This window comes from Micromonospora desertarenae (assembly GCF_056150265.1).
In genome coordinates, this window is sequence record NZ_JAXCFQ010000004.1 from 500,216 (window position 1) to 520,010 (window position 19,795).

The 19,795-nt window shown below is 73.2% G+C and carries 24 protein-coding genes, 1 tRNA gene and 1 pseudogene; 13 read left to right on the forward strand and 13 right to left on the reverse strand.

Features of this window, described 5'->3' with window-relative positions:
* Positions 1-148: 148 nt before the first annotated feature.
* Positions 149-556, forward strand: a complete 408-nt coding sequence (locus SM577_RS11120) for a four-helix bundle copper-binding protein (RefSeq protein ID WP_302918445.1) — start codon at positions 149-151, stop codon at positions 554-556.
* A gap of 74 nt (positions 557-630) precedes the next feature.
* On the opposite strand, the gene SM577_RS11125 is transcribed toward SM577_RS11120, so the two are convergent.
* The gene (locus SM577_RS11125) at positions 631-789 is read right to left on the reverse strand and encodes a hypothetical protein (protein ID WP_302918444.1); all 159 of its coding nucleotides are present in this window, start codon (positions 787-789) and stop codon (positions 631-633) included.
* A 309-nt stretch (positions 790-1,098) separates the two neighbouring features.
* Between SM577_RS11125 and SM577_RS11130 the strand changes: the two genes are divergently transcribed.
* Both SM577_RS11130 and SM577_RS11135 read left to right on the forward strand, forming a co-directional pair.
* Positions 1,099-3,534: a molybdopterin oxidoreductase family protein gene (locus SM577_RS11130; protein ID WP_474586830.1), complete on the forward strand. Its 2,436-nt coding sequence runs from the start codon at positions 1,099-1,101 to the stop codon at positions 3,532-3,534.
* Positions 3,535-3,536: 2 nt separating this feature from the next.
* A complete protein-coding gene (locus tag SM577_RS11135; RefSeq protein ID WP_474586831.1) occupies positions 3,537-3,995 on the forward strand; it encodes a hypothetical protein in 459 nt (152 codons plus the stop codon).
* Between the two features lie 40 nt (positions 3,996-4,035).
* Here the strand turns inward: SM577_RS11135 and yidD are convergent, their stop codons facing one another.
* Both yidD and SM577_RS11145 read right to left on the reverse strand, forming a co-directional pair.
* Positions 4,036-4,413, reverse strand: a complete 378-nt coding sequence (gene yidD / locus SM577_RS11140; RefSeq protein ID WP_302918441.1) for a membrane protein insertion efficiency factor YidD — start codon at positions 4,411-4,413, stop codon at positions 4,036-4,038.
* Between the two features lie 87 nt (positions 4,414-4,500).
* Positions 4,501-5,439, reverse strand: coding sequence for a helix-turn-helix transcriptional regulator (locus SM577_RS11145; protein ID WP_474586832.1), 939 nt, complete (start codon positions 5,437-5,439; stop codon positions 4,501-4,503).
* A gap of 62 nt (positions 5,440-5,501) precedes the next feature.
* Between SM577_RS11145 and SM577_RS11150 the strand changes: the two genes are divergently transcribed.
* Both SM577_RS11150 and SM577_RS11155 read left to right on the forward strand, forming a co-directional pair.
* On the forward strand, positions 5,502-5,897 hold the full coding sequence (locus SM577_RS11150) for a RidA family protein (protein ID WP_302918439.1): 396 nt from the start codon (positions 5,502-5,504) through the stop codon (positions 5,895-5,897).
* Complete coding sequence (locus tag SM577_RS11155; RefSeq protein WP_474586833.1) at positions 5,894-6,325, forward strand: SRPBCC family protein; 432 nt, start codon at positions 5,894-5,896, stop codon at positions 6,323-6,325. The genes SM577_RS11150 and SM577_RS11155 overlap by 4 nt, the downstream gene beginning before the upstream one ends.
* A gap of 74 nt (positions 6,326-6,399) precedes the next feature.
* On the opposite strand, the pseudogene SM577_RS11160 reads toward SM577_RS11155, so the two are convergent.
* Positions 6,400-6,594: pseudogene (locus tag SM577_RS11160) on the reverse strand (ANTAR domain-containing protein); the annotation flags it as partial.
* A gap of 326 nt (positions 6,595-6,920) precedes the next feature.
* Here SM577_RS11160 and SM577_RS11165 point away from each other — a divergent pair.
* Both SM577_RS11165 and SM577_RS11170 read left to right on the forward strand, forming a co-directional pair.
* Complete coding sequence (locus tag SM577_RS11165; protein WP_474586834.1) at positions 6,921-7,370, forward strand: STAS domain-containing protein; 450 nt, start codon at positions 6,921-6,923, stop codon at positions 7,368-7,370.
* 169 nt (positions 7,371-7,539) lie between these two features.
* Positions 7,540-8,250, forward strand: a complete 711-nt coding sequence (locus tag SM577_RS11170) for a GAF and ANTAR domain-containing protein (RefSeq protein ID WP_474586876.1) — start codon at positions 7,540-7,542, stop codon at positions 8,248-8,250.
* A 184-nt stretch (positions 8,251-8,434) separates the two neighbouring features.
* Here the strand turns inward: SM577_RS11170 and SM577_RS11175 are convergent, their stop codons facing one another.
* Positions 8,435-8,842, reverse strand: a complete 408-nt coding sequence (locus SM577_RS11175) for an STAS domain-containing protein (RefSeq protein ID WP_474586835.1) — start codon at positions 8,840-8,842, stop codon at positions 8,435-8,437.
* Positions 8,843-9,104: 262 nt separating this feature from the next.
* The gene (locus tag SM577_RS11180; RefSeq protein ID WP_474586836.1) at positions 9,105-9,818 is read right to left on the reverse strand and encodes a GAF and ANTAR domain-containing protein; all 714 of its coding nucleotides are present in this window, start codon (positions 9,816-9,818) and stop codon (positions 9,105-9,107) included.
* 325 nt (positions 9,819-10,143) lie between these two features.
* Between SM577_RS11180 and SM577_RS11185 the strand changes: the two genes are divergently transcribed.
* A tRNA-Arg gene (locus tag SM577_RS11185) sits at positions 10,144-10,219 on the forward strand.
* 212 nt (positions 10,220-10,431) lie between these two features.
* Here the strand turns inward: SM577_RS11185 and SM577_RS11190 are convergent.
* The gene (locus tag SM577_RS11190) at positions 10,432-10,902 is read right to left on the reverse strand and encodes a nitroreductase family deazaflavin-dependent oxidoreductase (RefSeq protein WP_302918432.1); all 471 of its coding nucleotides are present in this window, start codon (positions 10,900-10,902) and stop codon (positions 10,432-10,434) included.
* Positions 10,899-11,627 (reverse strand): NAD(P)-dependent oxidoreductase, encoded by a 729-nt coding sequence (locus tag SM577_RS11195; protein ID WP_474586837.1) that lies wholly within the window; start codon positions 11,625-11,627, stop codon positions 10,899-10,901. Before SM577_RS11195 ends, SM577_RS11190 begins: the two co-directional genes overlap by 4 nt.
* Between SM577_RS11195 and SM577_RS11200 the strand changes: the two genes are divergently transcribed.
* The 3 genes from SM577_RS11200 to SM577_RS11210 all read left to right on the forward strand — a co-directional run bounded on the left by SM577_RS11200 (position 11,626) and on the right by SM577_RS11210 (position 14,062).
* Positions 11,626-12,012, forward strand: a complete 387-nt coding sequence (locus SM577_RS11200) for a winged helix-turn-helix transcriptional regulator (RefSeq protein ID WP_302918430.1) — start codon at positions 11,626-11,628, stop codon at positions 12,010-12,012. The genes SM577_RS11195 and SM577_RS11200 overlap by 2 nt on opposite strands.
* Positions 12,013-12,131: 119 nt before the next feature.
* A complete protein-coding gene (locus tag SM577_RS11205) occupies positions 12,132-13,412 on the forward strand; it encodes a low temperature requirement protein A (RefSeq protein WP_474586838.1) in 1,281 nt (426 codons plus the stop codon).
* Positions 13,413-13,654: 242 nt separating this feature from the next.
* Positions 13,655-14,062 (forward strand): STAS domain-containing protein, encoded by a 408-nt coding sequence (locus tag SM577_RS11210; RefSeq protein WP_302918428.1) that lies wholly within the window; start codon positions 13,655-13,657, stop codon positions 14,060-14,062.
* Here the strand turns inward: SM577_RS11210 and SM577_RS11215 are convergent.
* Positions 14,059-14,508, reverse strand: coding sequence for an SRPBCC family protein (locus SM577_RS11215; RefSeq protein WP_474586839.1), 450 nt, complete (start codon positions 14,506-14,508; stop codon positions 14,059-14,061). The genes SM577_RS11210 and SM577_RS11215 overlap by 4 nt on opposite strands.
* Positions 14,509-14,625: 117 nt before the next feature.
* Here SM577_RS11215 and SM577_RS11220 point away from each other — a divergent pair, with 117 nt between their 5' ends.
* A complete protein-coding gene (locus tag SM577_RS11220; protein ID WP_474586840.1) occupies positions 14,626-15,597 on the forward strand; it encodes a zinc-binding dehydrogenase in 972 nt (323 codons plus the stop codon).
* 51 nt (positions 15,598-15,648) lie between these two features.
* On the opposite strand, the gene SM577_RS11225 is transcribed toward SM577_RS11220, so the two are convergent.
* From SM577_RS11225 to SM577_RS11235, 3 genes are all read right to left on the reverse strand, one after another.
* Positions 15,649-16,314: a class I SAM-dependent DNA methyltransferase gene (locus SM577_RS11225; protein WP_474586841.1), complete on the reverse strand. Its 666-nt coding sequence runs from the start codon at positions 16,312-16,314 to the stop codon at positions 15,649-15,651.
* 430 nt (positions 16,315-16,744) lie between these two features.
* On the reverse strand, positions 16,745-17,344 hold the full coding sequence (locus SM577_RS11230) for a ClpP family protease (RefSeq protein ID WP_302918424.1): 600 nt from the start codon (positions 17,342-17,344) through the stop codon (positions 16,745-16,747).
* 134 nt (positions 17,345-17,478) lie between these two features.
* A complete protein-coding gene (locus SM577_RS11235; protein ID WP_302918423.1) occupies positions 17,479-18,090 on the reverse strand; it encodes a helix-turn-helix domain-containing protein in 612 nt (203 codons plus the stop codon).
* Positions 18,091-18,257: 167 nt separating this feature from the next.
* On the opposite strand from SM577_RS11235, the gene SM577_RS11240 reads away from it, so the two are divergent.
* A complete protein-coding gene (locus tag SM577_RS11240) occupies positions 18,258-19,271 on the forward strand; it encodes a potassium channel family protein (RefSeq protein WP_302918422.1) in 1,014 nt (337 codons plus the stop codon).
* Positions 19,272-19,283: 12 nt separating this feature from the next.
* Here SM577_RS11240 and SM577_RS11245 read toward each other — a convergent pair whose 3' ends face one another.
* Entirely contained in the window at positions 19,284-19,772 is a 489-nt protein-coding gene (locus SM577_RS11245) for a MarR family winged helix-turn-helix transcriptional regulator (RefSeq protein ID WP_474582651.1), read from the reverse strand.
* Between the last annotated feature and the right edge of the window lie 23 nt (positions 19,773-19,795).

The following is a 19,795-nucleotide window of genomic DNA, read 5'->3' on the forward strand; positions in this document are numbered from 1 at the left end:
AGGATACGGGGGTTCTCCGAGGGCGCGACCCTTGCGCCACAGCAAGTAGCGCGGACGGTACGGCGGTGGGCCGGGCAGGGTGGTGGGGCGGCATGCCGGCCGGCGCGACGGGTACGGCTCACGGGTACCCCACCGAGAGGAGAGGCGCGTGTCCTCGACCACCATGCCGATGCTGGAGACGTACCCGAAGTCGATCAACCTGGACCGGACCAGGTTGGCCGCCGCGATCGACACCCTCAACGCCTGTGCCCAGGCGTGCACCGCCTGCGCCGACGCCTGCCTGAGCGAGGACATGGTCGCCGAACTGGCCAAGTGCGTACGGACGAACCTGGACTGCGCGGACATCTGCACCACCACGTCCCGGGTGCTTTCCCGGCACACCGGCTACGACGCCAACCTCAGCCGCAGCCTGCTGGAGGCGTGCGCCGCCGCGTGCAAATCCTGCGGCGACGAGTGCGCCCGGCACGCCGACATGCACGAGCACTGCCGGGTCTGCGCGGACGCCTGCCGCGCCTGCGAGCAGGCGTGCCGAGACCTGCTCGCCACCATGAGCTGAGCGGCCCGCGCGCCGCGCGTTCGGGCATGACACGGCGCCAGCACCCGTGGGTGCTGGCGCCCGTGCTGCCGGGGTCAGCCCCGGGCCTCCCGCTTGGCGGCCTGCGGCGACGCGCCCTTGTCGACCTTCTTCATGGCCTGGCGCAACTGGCTCTCGGTCATCTTCGAGTTGCCGGGGATGCCCTTGTCGTGGGCCTGCTGACGCAGGTCGTGAAGCCGGGTCCGGTCAGCCATGTCAACCTCCCTGTGAGCACGGCACGGGAATGTCCGCGCGCCGTCCGAACCCGCTGCCTTCCCGGCCTCGGCCGGCACAAACCGGGGCCGGCCCGGCCGGTCGGCGTACCCGACGCGCCGGACGTCCCGTCCCGGTGGGCCTTACCCGGTTTCAGACCCGGTGCGCGGGGCAGGGTGTGACGATCGGGCTCGGGACGCGCGCGCCGCCGACGAGAGGACGTCCGGGGATGGCGGGAAGGGAACCTGCCCACGCCTTCGCGGGCAGCGCCCTCGCCCCGGCGGTGGCCGCCCGGCGGGAGGGAGCGGACCGTGGTTGACCGGATCGCCGATCCGTGGGGGCCGAGGACCCCGTACGGGCCGGGAGAGCCGTGGCCGGTGCGGGTGGACGAGTTCCTCGACGGTGACCTGACCGAGGCGGACGTGGACCGGTGGGTGCAGTCCGCGTCGGTGCTGCACTCCAACGGCGACGCGATGGACATCGCCGTCTCCGGTGGCCGGATCGTCGGCGTCCGCGGCCGGGCGGTGGACCGGGTCAACCGGGGCCGGCTGGACCCGAAGGACCTCTACGGCTGGCAGGCGAACAACAGCCGCGACCGGCTCACCCGGCCGCTGGTCCGCGACGGCGACCGGCTGGTGGAGACCGACTGGGACACCGCGATGGGCCGGATCGTCGCCCGGTCGAAGGAACTCCTCGACGGCCCCGGCGGCTGGGGCCACTTCGGCTTCTACACCTCCGGCCAGTTGTTCCTGGAGGAGTACTACGCGCTCGGCGTCATCGGCAAGGCCGGCCTCGGCACCCCGCACATGGACGGCAACACCCGGTTGTGCACGGCGACGGCCGCGGCCGCGCTGAAGGCCAGCTTCGGCACCGACGGGCAGCCCGGCTCGTACACCGACGTGGACCACTGCGACGCGATAGCGCTCTGGGGGCACAACGTCGCGGAGACCCAGACGGTGCTCTGGATGCGGATGCTCGACCGCCGGCGCGGGCCCAACCCGCCGGCGATGCTCGCGGTCGACCCGCGGGCCACCCCGGTGGCCCGGGAGGCCGACCTGCACCTGGCCGTCCGCAACGGCACCAACATGGCCCTGATGAACGGCCTGCTCCGCGAGATCATCCGGCGCGGCTGGTACGACCGGGACTACGTCGACGCGCACACCCTCGGCTTCGACGAGCTGTGCCGGATCGTCGACGGCTACCCGCCCCGCCGGGTGGCCGAGATCTGCGACGTGCCGGCCGCCGACGTGGAGCGCGCCGCCGAGCTGCTCGGCGGCGCGCAGCGGCTGCTCTCCACCGTGTTGCAGGGCTTCTACCAGTCCAACCAGGCCACCGCGGCGGCCTGCCAGGTGAACAACCTGCACCTGATCCGGGGCATGATCGGCCGGCCGGGGGCCGGGATCTGCCAGATGAACGGCCAGCCGACCGCGCAGAACACCCGGGAGACCGGCGCCGACGGCGACCTGCCCGGCCTGCGCAACTGGGACAACGACCAGCACATCGCGGAGCTGGCCCGGCTGTGGAACGTCGAGGTCGACACCATCCCGCACTGGGCGCCGCCGACGCACGCCATGCAGATCTTCCGGTACGCCGAGCAGGGCTCGATCAAGCTGCTCTGGATCAGCGCCACCAACCCGGCGGTCTCCCTGCCCGACCTGTCGCGGATCCGGCGCATCCTGGCCCGGCCGGAGCTGTTCGTGGTGGTGCAGGACCTCTTCCTGACCGAGACCGGCGAACTCGCCGACGTGGTGCTGCCCGCCGCCACCTGGGGGGAGAAGACCGGCACGTTCACCAGCGTCGACCGGACCGTGCACCTCAGCGAGAAGGCGGTCGACCCGCCCGGTGAGGCCCGCTCCGATTTGGACATCTTCCTCGACTACGCCCGCCGGATGGACTTCCGCGACCGCGACGGCGGCCCGCTGATCCCGTGGACCGGCCCGGAGGAGGTCTTCGAGGCCTGGAAGGAGTGCTCCCGCGGGCGGCCGTGCGACTACACCGGCATCAGCTACGACAAGCTGCGCGGCGGGTCCGGCGTGCAGTGGCCGTGCACCGAGGAGCACCCCGACGGCACCGAGCGGCTCTACACCGACGGGGTGTTCAACACCGATCCCGACTACTGCGAGACCTTCGGGCAGGACCTCTCCACCGGCGCCGAGTTCACCGAGTCGGAGTACCGGGCCAGGGAGCCGAACGGGCGGGCGTTCCTGCCCGCCGTCGACTACCAGCCCTCACCCGAGGTGCCCGACGACGAGCACCCGCTGCTGCTCACCACCGGCCGGACCGTCTACCAGTTCCACACCCGCACGAAGACCGGCCGGGCCGCGCAGCTCGACGCCGCCGCGCCGCAGGTGTGGGTGGAACTCAACCCGGCCGACGCCGAGCGGCTCGGCATCGCCGAGGGCGACCTGGTCGGCATCGCCTCGCCGCGCGGCGCCGTGCAGGCCCGGGCCCGGCTCTGCGGCATCCGGCCCGGGGTGGTGTTCCTGCCGTTCCACTACGGCTACTTCGACCAGGACCCGAACGAGCGCACGCCGCGCGCCGCGAACGAGCTGACCGTCACCGCCTGGGACCCGATCTCCAAGCAGCCGCTGTTCAAGGTCGCCGCGGTGGCGGTGGCGAAGCTCGCCGACGGCGACGGCGTACCCGCCCCGGCGCCCACGGTCGGCGGCAGCGAGCCGGTGCCCGGCGCCGACGTCCCGGCGACCGTCGGCGGGCCGGCCGCCGAGGCCGTCAGCGGGAAGGAGTGACCGTGCACCTCGCCCACTACCTCGGCCTGCTGCACCGCGCCCAGTGCAGCCTCGCGGACGCGTTCCGCCAGGTCGCCGACGCGCACGCCGAGGAGCCCGACGTCCACCACCTGTGCCAGCAGCAGGCGAAGCGCTGCGACGAGCACGCCGAACGCCTGCGGCCGTTCGCGGAACGCTACTCGGAGGAGGCGCCCGCGGAACCGGACCGGCTGCACTCCGAGTTGTTCACCGGCACCCGTACCGGCGGCATCGGCCTGCTGCGCGACCTCCAGGATCTCTACCTGATGGCCGCCCAGTGCGACATCTGCTGGACGGTCGTCGGCCAGGCCGCCTACGGCGCCCGGGACGAGGACCTGCTCGGCGTGGTGAAGCGGTGCGAGGGCGAGACGGCGATCCAGCTGAAGTGGCTGCGTACCCGGATGAAGCAGGCCGCCCCGCAGGCGCTCGTCGTCGCGGAGTGACCGCGCGGGACGCGGCCGGCGGGCCGCCGCCCGTCGCGGCTCAGCGCACCGGGTCGTGGGTGCCGCGCGGCACCCCCGGCCGGCAGCGGCGGATCCGGTCGGCGGCCATCCGGCCACCCACCGCCAGCCCGTACCGCTGCACGGCCGTCAACCCGTATGCGCCGCAGGTGGGCGTGAACCGGCACTGCCCGGGCCAGTGCGGCGACAGCCACCGGCGGTAGCCCTGGATCGCCGCCACGCCCGCCCGGTCCAGCACCGGGGCCCGGGTCGCCGTCGCGGCGAGCGAGCCGACGGTCAACAGGGTGGAGAACAGCCCCAGGTCGCAGCAGTCACAGCAGCCGTCGGGGTTCTTCGACCTCGACATCTTCGCGGACTGCCTGCGGTTCTCCCGGGCCTGCTCCCGGATGCGCCTGAACATGCGTCCCATGATCGGTCACGGTGGCCAGTCCGGCATCCGCGCCCCGTGGCCGGCCGCTCCGGTGGCGCTCCGCGCACCCGCGCGTGCTCAGTACCGGTCGAGCAGCCAGCGGCCGAGCGCGCGTAACCGGTCGGTGAGGGCGGCCGGTTCGACGACGTCGAGGTCCAGGTTGAGGTAGGTGAGCCAGCGGGCGGCCCAGTCGAGGTCGTCGGTGCCGAAGTGGAGTTCGCACCCGTCGCCGTCGTCGACCACGGTGGCGACGCTCGGGTCGACGAGCTCGCGGACCAGGTCGGCCGACGTGTGCACCCGCACCCGGACGCGGTGGCGCCACGGCCCGTGGGCGAGCGTGTCGGCGACGAACGCGGCGGCGTCGGCGGGCGGCTCGGGCACCGGGAACCGGGTGCGGAGCGGCTGGACGTGGTCGATCCGGTCGAGGGCGTAGACCCGCCAGCGCTCGGTACCGCGCGGGCAGGCCACGAGGTACCAGTGGCGGTTCAGCGTGACGAGCCGGTGCGGCTGCACCTCGACCGGGGTGGCCGGCGCGGTGTCGTGGCGGCGGTGCCGGATCCGGAGCGCCTCACCGGCCCGGCAGGCGAGGGCGGCCGGGACGAGCACGTCGCGGCCGGCGCGGCGGCGGGACCGCCCCGGCGGCGCCTGCACGTCGGCGAGCGCGTTCAGCCGGGTACGCCAGCGCGCCGGCACCACCTGGACGAGCTTGGCCAGGGCGGTGGTCGCGGCGGCGTCGAAGCCGTCGACGGCGACCGCCGCGCGCAGGCCGAGGGCGACGGCGGTCACCTCGTCCGCGTCGAGCAGCAGGGGCGGCATGGTGCGGCCGGACGCGATCCGGTAGCCGCCGGTCCGGCCGGCCTCGGCGTCGATCCGGTAGCCGAGTTCGCGCAGGTGGGCGACGTCGCGCCGGGCGGTGCGCTCGGTGACGCCGAGCCGGGTCGCGAGCTGGGTGGCGGAGATGCCCGGGTACGCCTGGAGCAGGGCGAGCGTCTCGAGACGCCGGTTGGTCGTGCTCATCCGACGAGGGTCCCGGGCATACCCTGACAGTATCCGTCCGGGTAGTGGGCCAGGCTGGACGCATGACCGAGAAGTCGCTGCTCCGTCCCGCCGGACTCGTCCAGTCGCCCGCCTTCAGCCACGTCGCGGTCGTGCCGCCCGGCGCGACCACGATCCACGTCGGCGGCCAGAACGCCGTCGACGGCGACGGTCGACTCGTCGACGGCGACCTGGCCGCTCAGGTCCGCCGGACGATGGGCAACCTGCACGTCGCGCTGGCCGCCGCCGGCGCGACGGTCCACGATCTGGTGATGATGACGATCCTGCTGGTCGACGGCGTCGACCTCGCCGCGGCCTATCCGGTGGCGGCCGCCGAGTTGGCGGGAGCCGCCCCGCCGGTCGTGGTCGCGCGGGTGGCCGGGCTGGCCGTACCGGGAGCGCTGGTCGAGGTCAGCGCGGTCGCGGCGGTGACCCGGTGAGCGGGCAGTGGCGGCGGGCCGAGGTCGGGCGTACCGGCGACGCCGGCTGGCAGATCGGGGTGTCGAAGACGATCGGCCACCCGGTCGAGGACGTGTGGACCTTCATCACGTCGCCGGCCGGTATCGCGATCTGGCTGGGCGACGGGGTCACCGTGCTGTCGGAGCGGGGCGCCGGCTACCAGACCGCGGCCGGGGTACGCGGCGAGACCCGCAGCTTCCGCGAACTCGACCGGGTGCGGCTCACCTGGCGGCCGCCCGACTGGACCCACGACACCACGCTGCAACTGACGGTGACGTCCGCCGGCGAGGGGCGGGCCCGGCTGACGGTCCACCAGGAACGGCTGGCCGACGCCGCCGAACGCGAGCAGCAGCGCCGGCACTGGCAGGGCGTGGTCAACGCGATAGTGGCCGCACTGGCGGACCACTGACGCCCGGCGGGTACCAATCCGGGCGAGGGTCGGGGACGCCGCGGGCAGCGCGATCCCGGCGGGCGGACTCCGAGTCAGCGGTCGGCGGCGTTGGCCACCAGGGCCGCGGCCACCTCGCGCAGCTTGCGGTTGGTGTCCTGGGAGATCTTCGCCAGCAGCGTGAACGCCTCGTCGGCCGAGCACCGCCGCTCGTCCATGATGATGCCCTTGGCCTGCTCGATCACCGCCCGGCTGCGCATCGCCTCCTGCATCTGCCGGGCCGGGACGGCGGCACTGCCCGGGACGGCTCGGTTGGCCAACTCGGCGACGCGCTTGACCACGTCGTCGAGCTTTACCTCGTCGAGCCGGATCCGGCCGAACTCGGCGAGGGCTGCGCCGGGGTCCATCCGCGGGGCTTCCATGCGCGGGTCCTCGTCGGGTCCCGGTCGGCGGAGTTGTCGTCCGCCCACGGTACCCAGGGCCGGCGGGTCGGTAGGCAACCTGGCGTGCGCCGCCCACCCGATCGGCGTATCTTTGGTCCGGGTCAAGACATGCGCCCCTTCGCACCCGGCGACAACGGCCGGGAAGCGTCCTCGAACCGTGAGGTGGGGGTGCCATGTCGCAGGAGCCGCCGGGTGTCGGCTGCCGCCCCGGCCCGACCGCCTCCGGTTCGTCGCCGCCGGACGAGCCGATCATGTGGCTGAGCTGCGAGGTCCGCGGCGACGTCACCCGGGTCACGGTCGCCGGTGAGATCGACCTGAGTAACGCTCACCTGGTGGCGGAGCTGCTGGAGAGCATCGTCGTGGTGAGGGCCCCGCTGGTGGCGGTGGACCTCTCGGCGGTCACCTTCTTCGGGGCGTACGGCGTCAGCGCACTGCTGCGGGCGCAGCGGCAGCTGACCGTGCGGGGCGGGCGGTTGACCCTCTGCCAGCTCTCGCCGGTGGTCCGCCGGGTGCTCGACGTGACGGGCACGCTCACCGCGTTCGAGGTCGTCGAACGTACGCCGGTCGGTGCCGCCGGCCGAGGGCTGGCCCGTCCCGTCATCCCGATCGGTACCGGGTCGTAGAGTTGTCCCGAAACTGACGTCCCGGCCGGGGCGTCACGAACGAGCGTCAAGAAGCGGCGCCGGCCCCGATCCGTCGGATCGGGACATCGGTCCGTGACTGCGGGCCGTCCCGCCACCCGCCGTCCCACCCCCTGGGGCGACGGCGCTTCGCACAAGGACGTCCCAGCTCCTGCCGCAGGCCCACCCCGACCTCGCCGAAGCCCTGATCAGACTCGGACGGATCAAGTACGACGAGGTCGACCTCGACGTGGTTCTGTCGCCCATCGCCCAGGTCGCCAAGGACACCATCCCCGGCACCACCGAGGTCTCCGTCACCCTGGTCCAGGGCGCCGAGGCGTACACCGCCGGGTACACCGGCGATCTGGCGTTGACGCTGGACCAGTGGCAGTACGAGCATGGCCGCGGCCCGTGCCTGGACGCCGCGACGACCGGGGCCGCGATGCTGGTGCCGGACATGACGGCGGAGAGCCGCTGGCCCGAGTGGGCGGGCCGGGCCCACGAGGCGGGGGCCGCGAGTTCCCTGTCGATCGGCCTGCCCATCCAGGAGGCGATGGTGGGCGCGCTCAACATCTACGGCGCGGCACCGGGGGTCTTCGACGACCAGGTCGAACTCGCCCAGACGCTGGCCGGGTACGCCGCCATCGCGTTGGCCAACGTCCACCTCTACGAGAGCACCGCCACCCTGGCTCAGCAGATGCAGGAGGCGATGCAGAGCCGGGCGGTGATCGAGCAGGCCAAGGGCATGATCATGGGTCAGCGCCGGTGTTCGGCCGACGAGGCGTTCGCCATCCTGGCCCGGGTGTCCCAGGATTCCAACCGGAAGCTGCGGGAGGTCGCCGAGCAACTGGTCGACCGGGCGGTGAACGGCGGCCGCGACTGACCGCCGCACCGCGGTCGGCGGCCAGCTCCCGCCGGCCTGCGTCGGGTCGGGCCTGACTCCGCGGCGCCGCCGCCGGGGCGCCGGCCACCGTGCCGGCCACGGGCACGGACCGATGAGGAGGAACTCCTCCGCCACGCCAGCGTCGGCGGAAGACCGCCGGCGGGCGGAACGGCGGCTTCCCGGGCTAGTGGTGTGGTGACCACGAAGACAACCCGTCGTCAGTGGCGCGCCGCGGCGGAGTAACCGGGTCAGCGGTCGTCGATCGCGGGCGGGGAGGGCGTCCGTCACCCCGGCCGAGCGGAAAGCGACCCAAAGCGCCGGCCGTGGCCAGGAGGTGGGTGACGCACGGCGCGGGGTCGCGCAGGAGGAGCACGGCCCCGGCGGTCGCCGCGATGTGCTGCGCCTCCAGCAACGCGGTCACCCCGTAGGTGCTGAAGAACCGCACTGCGGCGAGATCCACCGCGATCACAGACACCGGCGGGCGGCAGACGCACTCCACCAACTCGGTGAGCAGGTGGGCGTTGCTGCTGTCCATCTCACCCGAGACGGTGACCAGCTTCGCCGAACCGTCGCTGGTCAGCGCCAACGACACGACGGGCTCACCGGGCCGATCGGTCTCCCGAGTGGGCCGGTCGCCGCGCGTACGGGGGGTTCCGTTTCCTGACATGGCACCTCCGTGATCCAGCGGGGGCCCACCCGTACCGGAAGACGCGGCAGAGGAGAGCACTGGAGGGCACATGTCTTGACCCGTGACGTGTCCCTACCCCCAGGAGTCGGTGCCACACCTGCTGGTGTCGCCGCTCAATGGGCCGGACGGACGGCTGCCAAGGCGAGCGATGACCGTCCGGGCCACGTCAGACCCCGGGCGCCTCGGCTGCCCGGTCGACGAGGGCCTGGGCCACGTCCCGGACCTTGCGGTTGGAGTCCTGGGACACCTTGGCGAGGATCGCGAACGCCTCGTCGGGGGTGCAGCGGCGTTCGGCCATGACGATGCCCTTGGCCTGCTCGATCACCGCGCGGCTGGCCATCGCCTGCTGCATCTGCCGGGCGAGGGTGGCGGTGCTGTCGTAGAGCTGCGCGTTGGCCAGAGCGACGCCGGCGTACGCGGCGAAGGTCTGCAGCACGGTGACCGTGTCGTCGTCGAAGGCGTGCGGGGCACGGGCGTAGACGTTGAGCGCTCCGACGACCGCCTCCTGGATGGGCAGGCCGATGGACACCGAGCTGCCCACCCCCGCCTTCGCCCCGCGCGCGGCCCAGTCCGGCCACCGGTCCTCGGCGCTGAGGTCGGGTATGGACATGACGTCGCCGCTGGTGGAGGCGTCCAGACAGGGGCCCCGCCCCTGGGCGTACTGCCGCTCGTCGAGGTCGCGGGCCAGGTCGTCGGTGAACGCCGCGGTGTGCCCCGTGCCGCCGCGGACGAGCGTCACGGACACCTCCACCGGCATGGGCAGCACCCGTTTGGCCAGTTCCGCGACGCGTTGCAGCACGTCCTCGAGGCCGACCTCGCCGAGCTTGATGCGGCCGAGCTCGGCGAAGGCGTCGGCGGGGTCCGTCGGTGGTCGGGTCATCGCGCCAAGTCCTCACGGCCGGCGCACCCGCCGCAGCAGTCGGAACCGGGTGGGCGCGGATGGCAGGTCCGCGCGCCGCGGACCGCTGCACGGACCCACCGGGGCGGAGCCGGGACCCGCGCCGGTTGCTCAACGCGGGTTCGTCACACCCGACGAGGCGGATGTGAGCTACAGACCCACCAGGATACTCCGCTCCCGCTCGCCGGCGGGGTGGCCGCGGTCCCGGGTGGCCGCGGGCGGGGCGGCCGGGGTGGGTGGAGGTGAATGTTGATCACTCCCCGCCCAACGCGGGTCCATCCGCAGGGTCGCTAGACTGACGGCTCGCGCCCTCGTAGCTCAGGGGATAGAGCAACGGTTTCCTAAACCGTGTGTCGCAGGTTCGAATCCTGCCGGGGGCACCAGGTCACAGCCTTGACCAACGATCATGGTCGGCCTTCCGGGCTTGCGTGCCCGATCGTCTCGTCATCTTCAAGGCGCCCCGCGAGCGGGCCGCGCCGGTCCGGCCCCGGCCTGCCGGCGACCTACCGCCGGCATCGGCCGGGCCGGCCGGCCACGCTGCGGAGACACACGATCGTGAAGACCTCGCGGCTGCGCCCCCGAACCGACGAGGAGATCAGGTCCCACCCCGAAACGCGCTGCCGTCGCCCCGAGCGTCGTTCAGGTCTTGGACACGTTCCAGGACAACCACGGGGATCTCCCGTGTGATCCGCTGCTGGTAGGCCGCGTACTCCGACATGGTGGAAACCATCAGCCGCCATAGGTGTGGACGCTCGTCCGCGGTGGCAGGGCGCGCGCGTGCGGTGAAGGTCTCCGTACCGACCTGCACCGTGACGTACGGGTCGGCGAGCAGGTTGAGGTACCACGCGGGATGGTGGTCCGAGCCGCGGTTGGAGGCGGCCAGCACGTAGCGGTCGCCGTCGCGCGCGTAGACCAGTGCGGTGCGGCGCAGCTCGCCGGTCTTCCGGCCTCGGGTCGTCAAGAGCAGGTCGTTCACGCCGGGCCGGGGTCGGCCTCCGGTCTCCTCGAAACGGCGGATGTGCTCGGCGACCCAGGCGTTCGGGCTGTCGTGGACCTTGGTCATCATGCCTCCCGGACACTCACGGCGGCGCGGTGGTGGCGGGGTGCGTCGATGTCGTCGAGCAGCGCGATCGCGAAGTCCGCGTAGCTGATCCGGCTGGCCGCATCGCCGTGGTCGGCGAGCCGGTAGCGGCCGGTGCGCGTGCCGTCATGGTCGAAGTCGCCCGCGGGAGCCACGTACGCCCAGTCGAGATCGCAGGTACGGAGCTCTTCAAGGCCTGCCGCGTGGCCGAGGTAGAAGGAGCGGTACTCGTTCGGGTAGCCGGGCTCGTCCATCAGCGCGGCACCGGACGCCCCGGGCATGATCGATGCGAGGCCGACCACCACCAGGCGGCGCACGCCCGCCTTCGCCAGCCCGGTGGCCAGGGCGCGTGATGACGCGGTGAAGAAGTCGTGCGGTGACCCGGACAGGTCCACGGCCGCGCTGATGGCGGCGTCATGCCCGGCGGCCGCCTCCGCGATGCTCACCGCGTCCGTGACGTCGCCCGCCACCACCCGCACGTCGGCCAGCTCACTGTGGCGTGCCGGGTCGCGCACCACGGCGGTGACCTGGTGGCCGCGCCGACGTGCCTCGGCGACGGCCTGCCGCCCGGCCCGGCCGCCCGCACCGAAGATCACGATGTTCATGAGTGAACGCCTCTCACCAGGGCCGGAGCCCGTGCGCCCGGCCGGTTCGCCGACGCTATCGAGGGCAGCGGTTACCACCGGGATACCAGCTATCGTGAGGCCCATGAGGCAACCCCTGCCCGCCGACATGTTCGACGAGCTGTGCCCGTCGTCGCTCAATCCGATCCGATTCGGCGACAAGTGGGCGGCGCTCATCATCCGCTGCCTCGAGCACGGGCCGCGCCGGTTCTCCGAGCTGCGCGTGCCGCTGCGCCGCGTCACCCCCAAGGTCCTCACCCAGTCGCTGCGCTCCCTCGAACGCGACGGTCTGGTCAAGCGCACCGTCTACGCCGAGCTCACCCCGCACGTCGAGTACGAGCTGACGCCGGTGGGTCGCAGCATGCTCGAACCGATGGCGGTCGCCTGCGCGTGGGCCGAGCAGCATTGGAACGAACTGCTCGACGCCCGCGAGTCGTACGACAACGCCGCCCGCCTCGATCGCGCCGGATGACACAAATCCCAAGCTGATCAGGTCACTGCCAAGAACCCTGCCGGGGGCACCGCCGTCTTCCGCATCGACAACCAGCGCTTTTGACCCTGCGTGGCGTCGGCGGGCCCAAGACTGGACCGGTGACCGAGGGTGGGGCCGGTGGCCGGCGGAAGGGGCGTGCCCGGCGACGTGACGCACCACCCGGCCAGGAGCCGGCAGAGCCGGCGAGCGCCGCGCGAGACGGCCGGCGGGCCAACTTCCTGGAGCTCTTCTTCGACCTGGTGCTGGTCTTCGCCCTGTCCGGCGTCGTCTCCCGGGTCGCGCCCGACCTGTCCGCCGACAGCATCGGCCAGCGGTGGGCCGGGCTGCTGTACGTCCTGGTGCTGGTCCTGCCGATCATGTGGCTGTGGACCACCACCGCCCACATCACCAGCCGCTTCGACCCGCGCCGGCCCGTCATCCAGGTGATGGTGCTGCTCACCGCGTTGGGCGTGGTGTTCATGGCGTCGTCCCTGCCGTACGCGTTCTTCGAGCGCGGCTACGCCTTCGCCGTCCCGTACGTGGTCCTTCAGGTGGGCCGACCGTTGCTGCTCATCAGCCTCCTGCGGGCTCGTGCGCAGCGGAGCCTCAACGTTCGGTCGGCGATCTGGTTCACCGTCTCAGCCGTGCCGTGGCTGGCCGGCGTCGTGGTCGAGGACTGGAAACGGGTGGTTCTGTGGGCGCTGGCCATCACGATCGACCTCCTGGCCGCCCGCTCCTCCTGGCCGGTGCCCGGTATGAGGCGGACACTGGACAGCGCCTGGGCACCCAGCAAGACTCACCACCTCGCCGACCGGTACGAGCAGCTCCTGCTGATCGCGCTCGGCGAGAGCGTGCTGTCGCTGGGGATCACCTACACCGAGACACCGGTGTCACTGGCCTCGACGCTGGCGCTCCTGGTCGGCTTCGCCACCACGGTGCTGCTGTGGCGGATCTACTACTACCGGGCCGGGCAGGTGCTGCCCGAAGCCGTCGACTCGGCCGGAGACCAGGTCAGAGCCGGTCGGAACACGGGGCGCGCCCACATGCTGATGGTCCTGGGCATCGTGCTCGTGGCCATCGGCTACGAGATAGTCCTGCCCCACCCGGACGACCCGATGCGGCCGGCCTGGCTGGTCGCGATCCTCGGCGGGCCGGTCGTCTACGTCGCGGGCCGGATCGTCCTGGAACGGGTGGTCTTCAACCGGCTCTCCCGGCGCCGGCTCATCGGCATCGCCGCCCTGGCCGCCGCCGCACTGCCGCTGGCCTTCACCACACCGTTGATCACGGCCACCGGCGCCGTGGCCATAATCCTCGGCATGGCACTGGCCGACGCCCGCCAGTCCTGGGGCCGACCACCGGAAGCCCCCTCACCAGCCGTCACCCGGTCCACGAGAACCTGACCCGGCAGACCGGCCGTCCACCCCGGCTGCGTTTGACATCGCGGACGTCCAGCCGCCACCCGCATGGTTCGCCTCACCTGGCGGGTTACGGTGGTCGCGGGTAGCGTTCGAGACGGCGCCCGAAGCGCCACGTCGAGGTCGGCACCGCCGCACACAAGCTCTGTCCTCTTCGGCGCCGGATCGGTGGTGGCAACGTCGACCGGCCCTCGATCGCCCTTCGCCGGGCGGGGACTGAGCTTCCGATGGACACTGCCACCTGTCGCGGCGCGCTGCGGTGCGACTATCACGACGTCAGGCCGGGCACCCGGTACGTCATCCTGAGCGGTGAGGCCGACCTGGCCACCGCCGACCAACTCGAGCACGACCTGCGGCTCCTGCTGACTTCCGCCGGGGTGACCCGTCTCGTCCTCGACCTGACAGCGCTGCGCCACCTCGACTGCGCCGCGCTCTCCGCACTGCTGGCCGTCCGGGAAACCGCCCTGGCGCACGGCCAGCGGGTGACCATCACCGCCGCCGCCGGCACGCCGGCGCGGGTCCTGACGCTCAGCGGGGTGGGCGGACTCTTCGGCTGTCCGCAGCCGTTGCACGGAGACCGCCGGGAACCGACCGCGCCGCACAACACGGCCGGCCGGTTCCGCAGCCTCGCCTAGGCTGCCCGGAGTTGCCGATGGATGGCGAGGTCGTCCACCCGGTGCAGGGTTTCCGAGTTGCGCGCGCGCAGCATCAGCGCCAGTACGGCCTCCGGGACGAAGCGGACGGGCCCCGCGGCCGCCATCCAGCCCATCCGTACCCTGGTCGCGCTCGCCGAGACGGGCTCCAAGGCCAGGCGGACGCGAGCGACGCCGAGGCGCCCGGCGTGCGCGTCCAGTTCGAGCAACCGGTTCGGCTCCATCGCGCGGACCACTGTCTGGTCCTCGATCTGCAACGGCCACGGCCCCACCCGGTGCTGGACCCGGGTGCCCACCGCGGGCCAGCCGTCGTCGACGGCCCGGATGTGGGCGGCGCCGACGACCCAACTGGCGTAGCTCCACCCGTCCGCGAGCACCGCGAAGATCCGCTCGGGTGGGGTGGGGATGGTCCGGCAGACCTCGATCATCACGACTCCTCGCCTCCGGCCGGGCTGTCCGCCTTCCCGGTCCGGGCAGGGACAAACGAGCCCGGATCGGCTGGCGGGGCTTGACTTCAACCGGCCTTGAGGTTGTCGGATCGTCTCATGCGTGCGATTCAGCTTCACGAGTTCGGTCCGCCCGGCAACCTGGTCCTCGACGAGCTGCCGGACCTCTCACCCGGCCCCGGTCAGGTGCGGATCGCCGTCCGGGCCAGCGGGGTGCACCTGCTCGACACCACCCTGCGCCGGGGTGAGGCCGGCGGCCCGATGCCGCTGCCCGAGCTGCCCACCATTCCCGGCCGGGAGGTCGCCGGGGTGGTCGACCAGGTGGGCGCCGGCGTCGACGGGTCCTGGCTCGGCCGGCGGGTCGTCGCCCACCTCGGCATGGTTCCGGGCGGGTACGCCGAGCAGGCGGTGACCGCTGTCGAGTCGCTGTTCGCCGTACCGGAGCGGTTGAGCTTTCCCGAAGCGGTGGCCGCGGTCGGCACCGGCCGGACCGCGCTCGGCGTCTTCGAGCTGGAGCGCCCGGGCGCGGACGACGTGGTCCTGGTGCCCTCGGCGGCCGGTGGCATGGGCTGGCTGCTGGTCCAGGCCGCCCGGTCCACCGGGGCGACCGTGGTCGCGGCCGCGCGGGGCGCCGACCGGACGGCGGCGTTGCACGACCTGGGCGCGCACCTCGTGGTCGACTACGGGTTGCCCGACTGGGCGGACCGGGTCCGGGAGCAGGTCGGCGGCCCCACCCTGGTCTGGGACGGGGTGGGCGGCGCGGTCGGCCGGGCCGCGCTGGAACTGCTGCGGCCGGGCGGCCGGTTAATGATGTTCGGTTGGTCCTCCGGCGAGGCCACCCGGGTCGAGACGGCGGACCTGGTCGAGCGGGGCATCACCGTGGGGTGGCTGGGCCACCGGATGCGCGCCCTGCCCGGCGGCATCCCGGGCCTGGCCGGCCGGTCGCTGGAACTCGCCGGCCGGGGCTGGTGGCGGCCGCGGGTGTCCACGTACCCGCTCGCCGACGCGGCCACCGCGCACGCCGACCTGGAGGGGCGCCGGGCGCTGGGCAAGGTGGTCCTGACGGTCTGACCGCCGGCCGGGTGGGGACGGGCCGTCTCCCCACCCGGCAGGCGGCTGCCGTCAGGAGTCGGCCGGCCGGCGGGCCAGCAGGTACGCGTGCGGTGTGCGCTCGGTGCGGCCCGCGAACGTCTCGGGGTCGCGTACCGACCGCGTCCGCAGCTCGAACCCGGCCCCGATCAGCAACTCGGCGACCCGGTCCGGCTGCCGGCGCCGGAAGGTCAACGAGACCGGGTGGCCGAGCGCCTCGGTCAGGTGCAGCGGCTCGTCACCGACCTGGAACGCCAGCACCAGGTGACCGCCCGGCGCCAGCACCCGGCGGAACTCGGCGAAGGTGGCCGGGAGCAGCTCGTCCGGCAGGTGGATGGTCGAGTACCAGGCCACGACGCCGCCGAGGGTGGCGTCGGGCAGGTCGAGGTCGGTCATCGAGCCCACCGTGAAGCGCAGCCCGGGGTGGGCCGCCCGGGCCGTCTCGATCATCCCCGGGGACAGGTCGACACCGGAGACGTCCAGCCCGAGCCCGTGCAGGTATCCGGCGATCCGGCCCGGTCCGCAGCCCAGGTCGGCGACGGGCCGGTTGCCGTCGGCGCGGACCAGATCGGCGAAGCAGGTGAGCACGGCCCGGTCCCACGGCTTGTTCGCCAGTTCGTCCCGGAGATGCTCGGCGTAGCTGGTGGCCACGGTGTCGTAGGACGTGCGGGTGTCGCGCAGGAAATCGGCTCCGATCATCCCGGCACGCTACCGGGCCACTGCGACGGCCACGGTCGGCGCGGCCGTCGACAGGTGCGGGACCGGGGTCGATGTAACGAATATTGCCATCAAGACGCTGCGCCGTGAGCCCGCGCACGCCGTTCCCACCCGACATAGGCTCCGCCCTACCGGGGGATCGGCACGTGACGACATTCCCACGTTGGGTGTCGGACGCGATCGAGGGGGCGCGTCCGGCGCCGTGCCGGTTCGCTCCATCCGGGGAGGACCGCGTGCGCCGTACCGCGCTCGTCGCCACCCGGACCACCGCGGCGCTCCGCGCCGCCCACACTCCCTGACGGAGGGGCCGGCGGCCGGCGGCCGCCGACCGGGCACGCGACGGCGGCCGGCGGGACCATCGCCGGCCGCCGTCGCGCGTTCCCGCCCGGGCCCCCCGTGGCGGCCCGGGCCGTCAGCCCGCCGGAAGCTGGTCGACGGTGGTGAGCACCCGGTCGATCAGGCCGTACTCGCGGGCCTGCTCGGCGGTGAACCAGCGGTCCCGGTCCCAGTCGGTCTGGATCTCGTCCAGCGTGCGCCCGCTGTGCCGGGCGATCAGCTCCTGCATGGTCCGCTTCACGTGCAGCATGTTCTCGGCCTGGATGGTGATGTCCGCGGCGGTGCCACCCATCCCACCGGACGGCTGGTGCATCATGATCCGCGAGTGCGGCAGGGCGTAGCGCTTCCCGGCGGCGCCCGCGCAGAGCAGGAACTGCCCCATCGAGCCGGCGAAGCCGAGCGCCAGGGTGGCCACGTCGTTGCGGACGTACCGCATGGTGTCGTAGACGGCCATGCCGGCGGTCACCGAGCCGCCCGGCGAGTTGATGTAGAGGAAGATGTCGCGCTCGGGGTCCTCGGCGGCGAGCAGCAGGATCTGGGCGCAGATCTGGTTCGCCGACGCGTCGGTCACCTCGGTGCCGAGAAAGACGATCCGCTCCTTGAGCAGCCGCTCGAAGACCTGGTCGCCGAAGGTCGGCTGCCCGTTGTCCAGCATCCGTACGCCGTTGGAGATCATCGTGTCCGCCTTCCACCGTGCCGGCGGGCGGCGGAACCGCCCGGGGGACCGGCGCTTCCAGCCTCCGGCGGCCGGCCGGTGGAACCCAGGGTTTCTGCCCGGGGCAGATCCGCCGTGGGCAGAACCCGGCCGGGCTACGCCGGGGTCAGCCGCCGCCGGCCTGCCCGCCCCCGCCTCCTGGCCAGCACCTTCGCGGTACGCGGACGGGGGCGCCCGGCCGGGGCGGAGGGGATCAGCCGCACCCGCAGCCCCGCCCCGCCCACGGTCGAGCCGAGCACCGGCAGCTGGTTGCCGACGTACGCCGGCACACCCACGGTGAGCAGCACGGACCCGCCGGTGTGGGGCCGCTCCGCGAGGTGCGGCCGCGGCTCGCCGGCGCCGGGGCCGAAGCCGACCCGGGTACGGCCGGCCCGCGGCGCGACCGTCAGGCGCGGGGCGCTCTCCTCGTGGCGGGAGACCGGCACCCGCTCCAGCCGCGCCAGCGCCGCCCGCGGCGCGGTGGGGATGCGCGGCTCCACCCGGCGCAGGTCGTCCCGCGCCTCCTCCAGCAGGTCGGAGAGGCGGATGCCGAGCGCCCGGCAGATCGCCGCGAGCACCTCCGACGAGGCCTCCTTGCGGCCCCGCTCGATCTCCGACAGGTAGGGCACCGACACCCCGGCGGCCACCGCCACCTCGCGCAGCGTGCGGCCCTGGCGCAGCCGGAGCCGGCGCAGCACGCCGCCGATCACTCGTCGCAGCAACGACATGCGGGCCTCACTCTCGCGGTCGTCCGGGACACCTCCATCATGCCCGCTCAGCGCCGTCCCGGTCGGCCCGGCCCGGCCCGGTTGCCCGCGATCTCCACCCGGGCGTGCGATCGCCGGGGAAACCGCTATGTTGTGGGCGTGCAGGCGTCGGTGGAGCAGGTCGCCCGGTGATCCATTTTCCCGCACAGCGGCGGGGGCCGCTGAGCGCGCTGAGTTTGCGCCTGGCCGCCGCGGTCGGGCTGGTGCTCGCCACCGTCGGGGTGGTCTACCTCGACCGGGACGGCTACCGGGACGTCAACGAGGACGGGCTGACCCTCCTCGACTGCTTCTACTACGTGGTGGTGTCGCTCTCCACCACCGGCTACGGCGACATCACCCCGGTCAGCCAGAGCGCTCGGCTGGTGAACGTCCTGTACATCACCCCCGCCCGGGTGCTCTTCCTGATCATCCTGGTCGGCACCACGCTGGAAGTCCTGACCGAGCAGTACCGCACCGGCCGTCGCCTGTCGCGGTGGAGGAGAACCGTGAAGGACCACGTCATCATCTGCGGCTACGGCACCAAGGGCCGTAGCGCGGTCTCCGCCCTGCTGGAGAACGGTCTGGAGAAGTCCCGGATCGTGGTGGTGGAGCGCAACGGCGCGGCGCTGCGGCAGGCCACCTCGGCCGGGCTGGTCGCGATCGAGGGCTCGGCGACCCGTTCCTCGGTGCTCAACGAGGCGCACGTCCGGCACGCCAAGGCGGTCATCATCGCGACCGACAGTGACGACGCGTCCGTCCTGGTGGCGCTGACCGTACGCCAGCTCACCGCGGGGCAGGTGCGGATCATCGCCGCCGCCCGGGAGGCCGAGAACGCGCCGCTGCTCAAGCAGAGCGGTGCGCACCACGTGATCGTCTCGTCGGCGACCGCCGGCCGGCTGCTGGGGCTCTCCACCTCCGCCCCGCCGCTGATCGACGTGGTGGAGGACCTGCTCACGCCGGGGCAGGGGATGGCGCTGGCCATGCGATCGGCCGAACGGCACGAGGTCGGGCGCTCCCCCCGCGAGCTGGATTCGCTGGTCATCGCGCTGGTCCGGCGGGGCAAGGTGGTCACCCTGGCCGACCGGGCCGGGGCGGTCATCGAGACCGGCGACATGCTGGTGCACGTCCGCGACGACCGGCCGCAGGCGGCGCCGACCGGCTGACCCGCCGGCGGCTCAGCAGTTGGCGTCGAGCTCCGCGTCGTCGGTGACCGCCGCCGCGCAGTTGGCCGGCGCTCCGCTGGTCGCCCGCTTGAGCAGCTCGTAGAGCAGGTCGCGCTCCGCCGGTTCCAGCGCGCCCAGCACCTCTTCCTCGGCGCTGGCCAGGGCGCATTCGGCCTCGCCGAGCCGGATCGCGCCGGTCTCGGTGAGGAACACGTCGTGCCGGCGGCGGTCCTCCGGTGAGCGCCGCCGCTCCACCAGGTGTGCCGCCTCCAGGTCGTTGAGCAGCCCGACCACGTTCGTGCTGTCGATCTGGAGGGTGCTGGCCAGCCCCTGCTGACTGATGCCGCCCGCGTCGCGCAGCACGGTGAGCGCGACCAGGTGCCGGGGGCGCAGGCCGAGTGGCGCGAGCACCGACTCCGACCGCAGCCGCATCCGCCGGGCCAGGTAGTCGAGGAGCGCCCCGGACCGGCGCTCCGACTGGCCGACCGGCAGGGCAGACATGTGACCCAGTCTACCTACGGGAG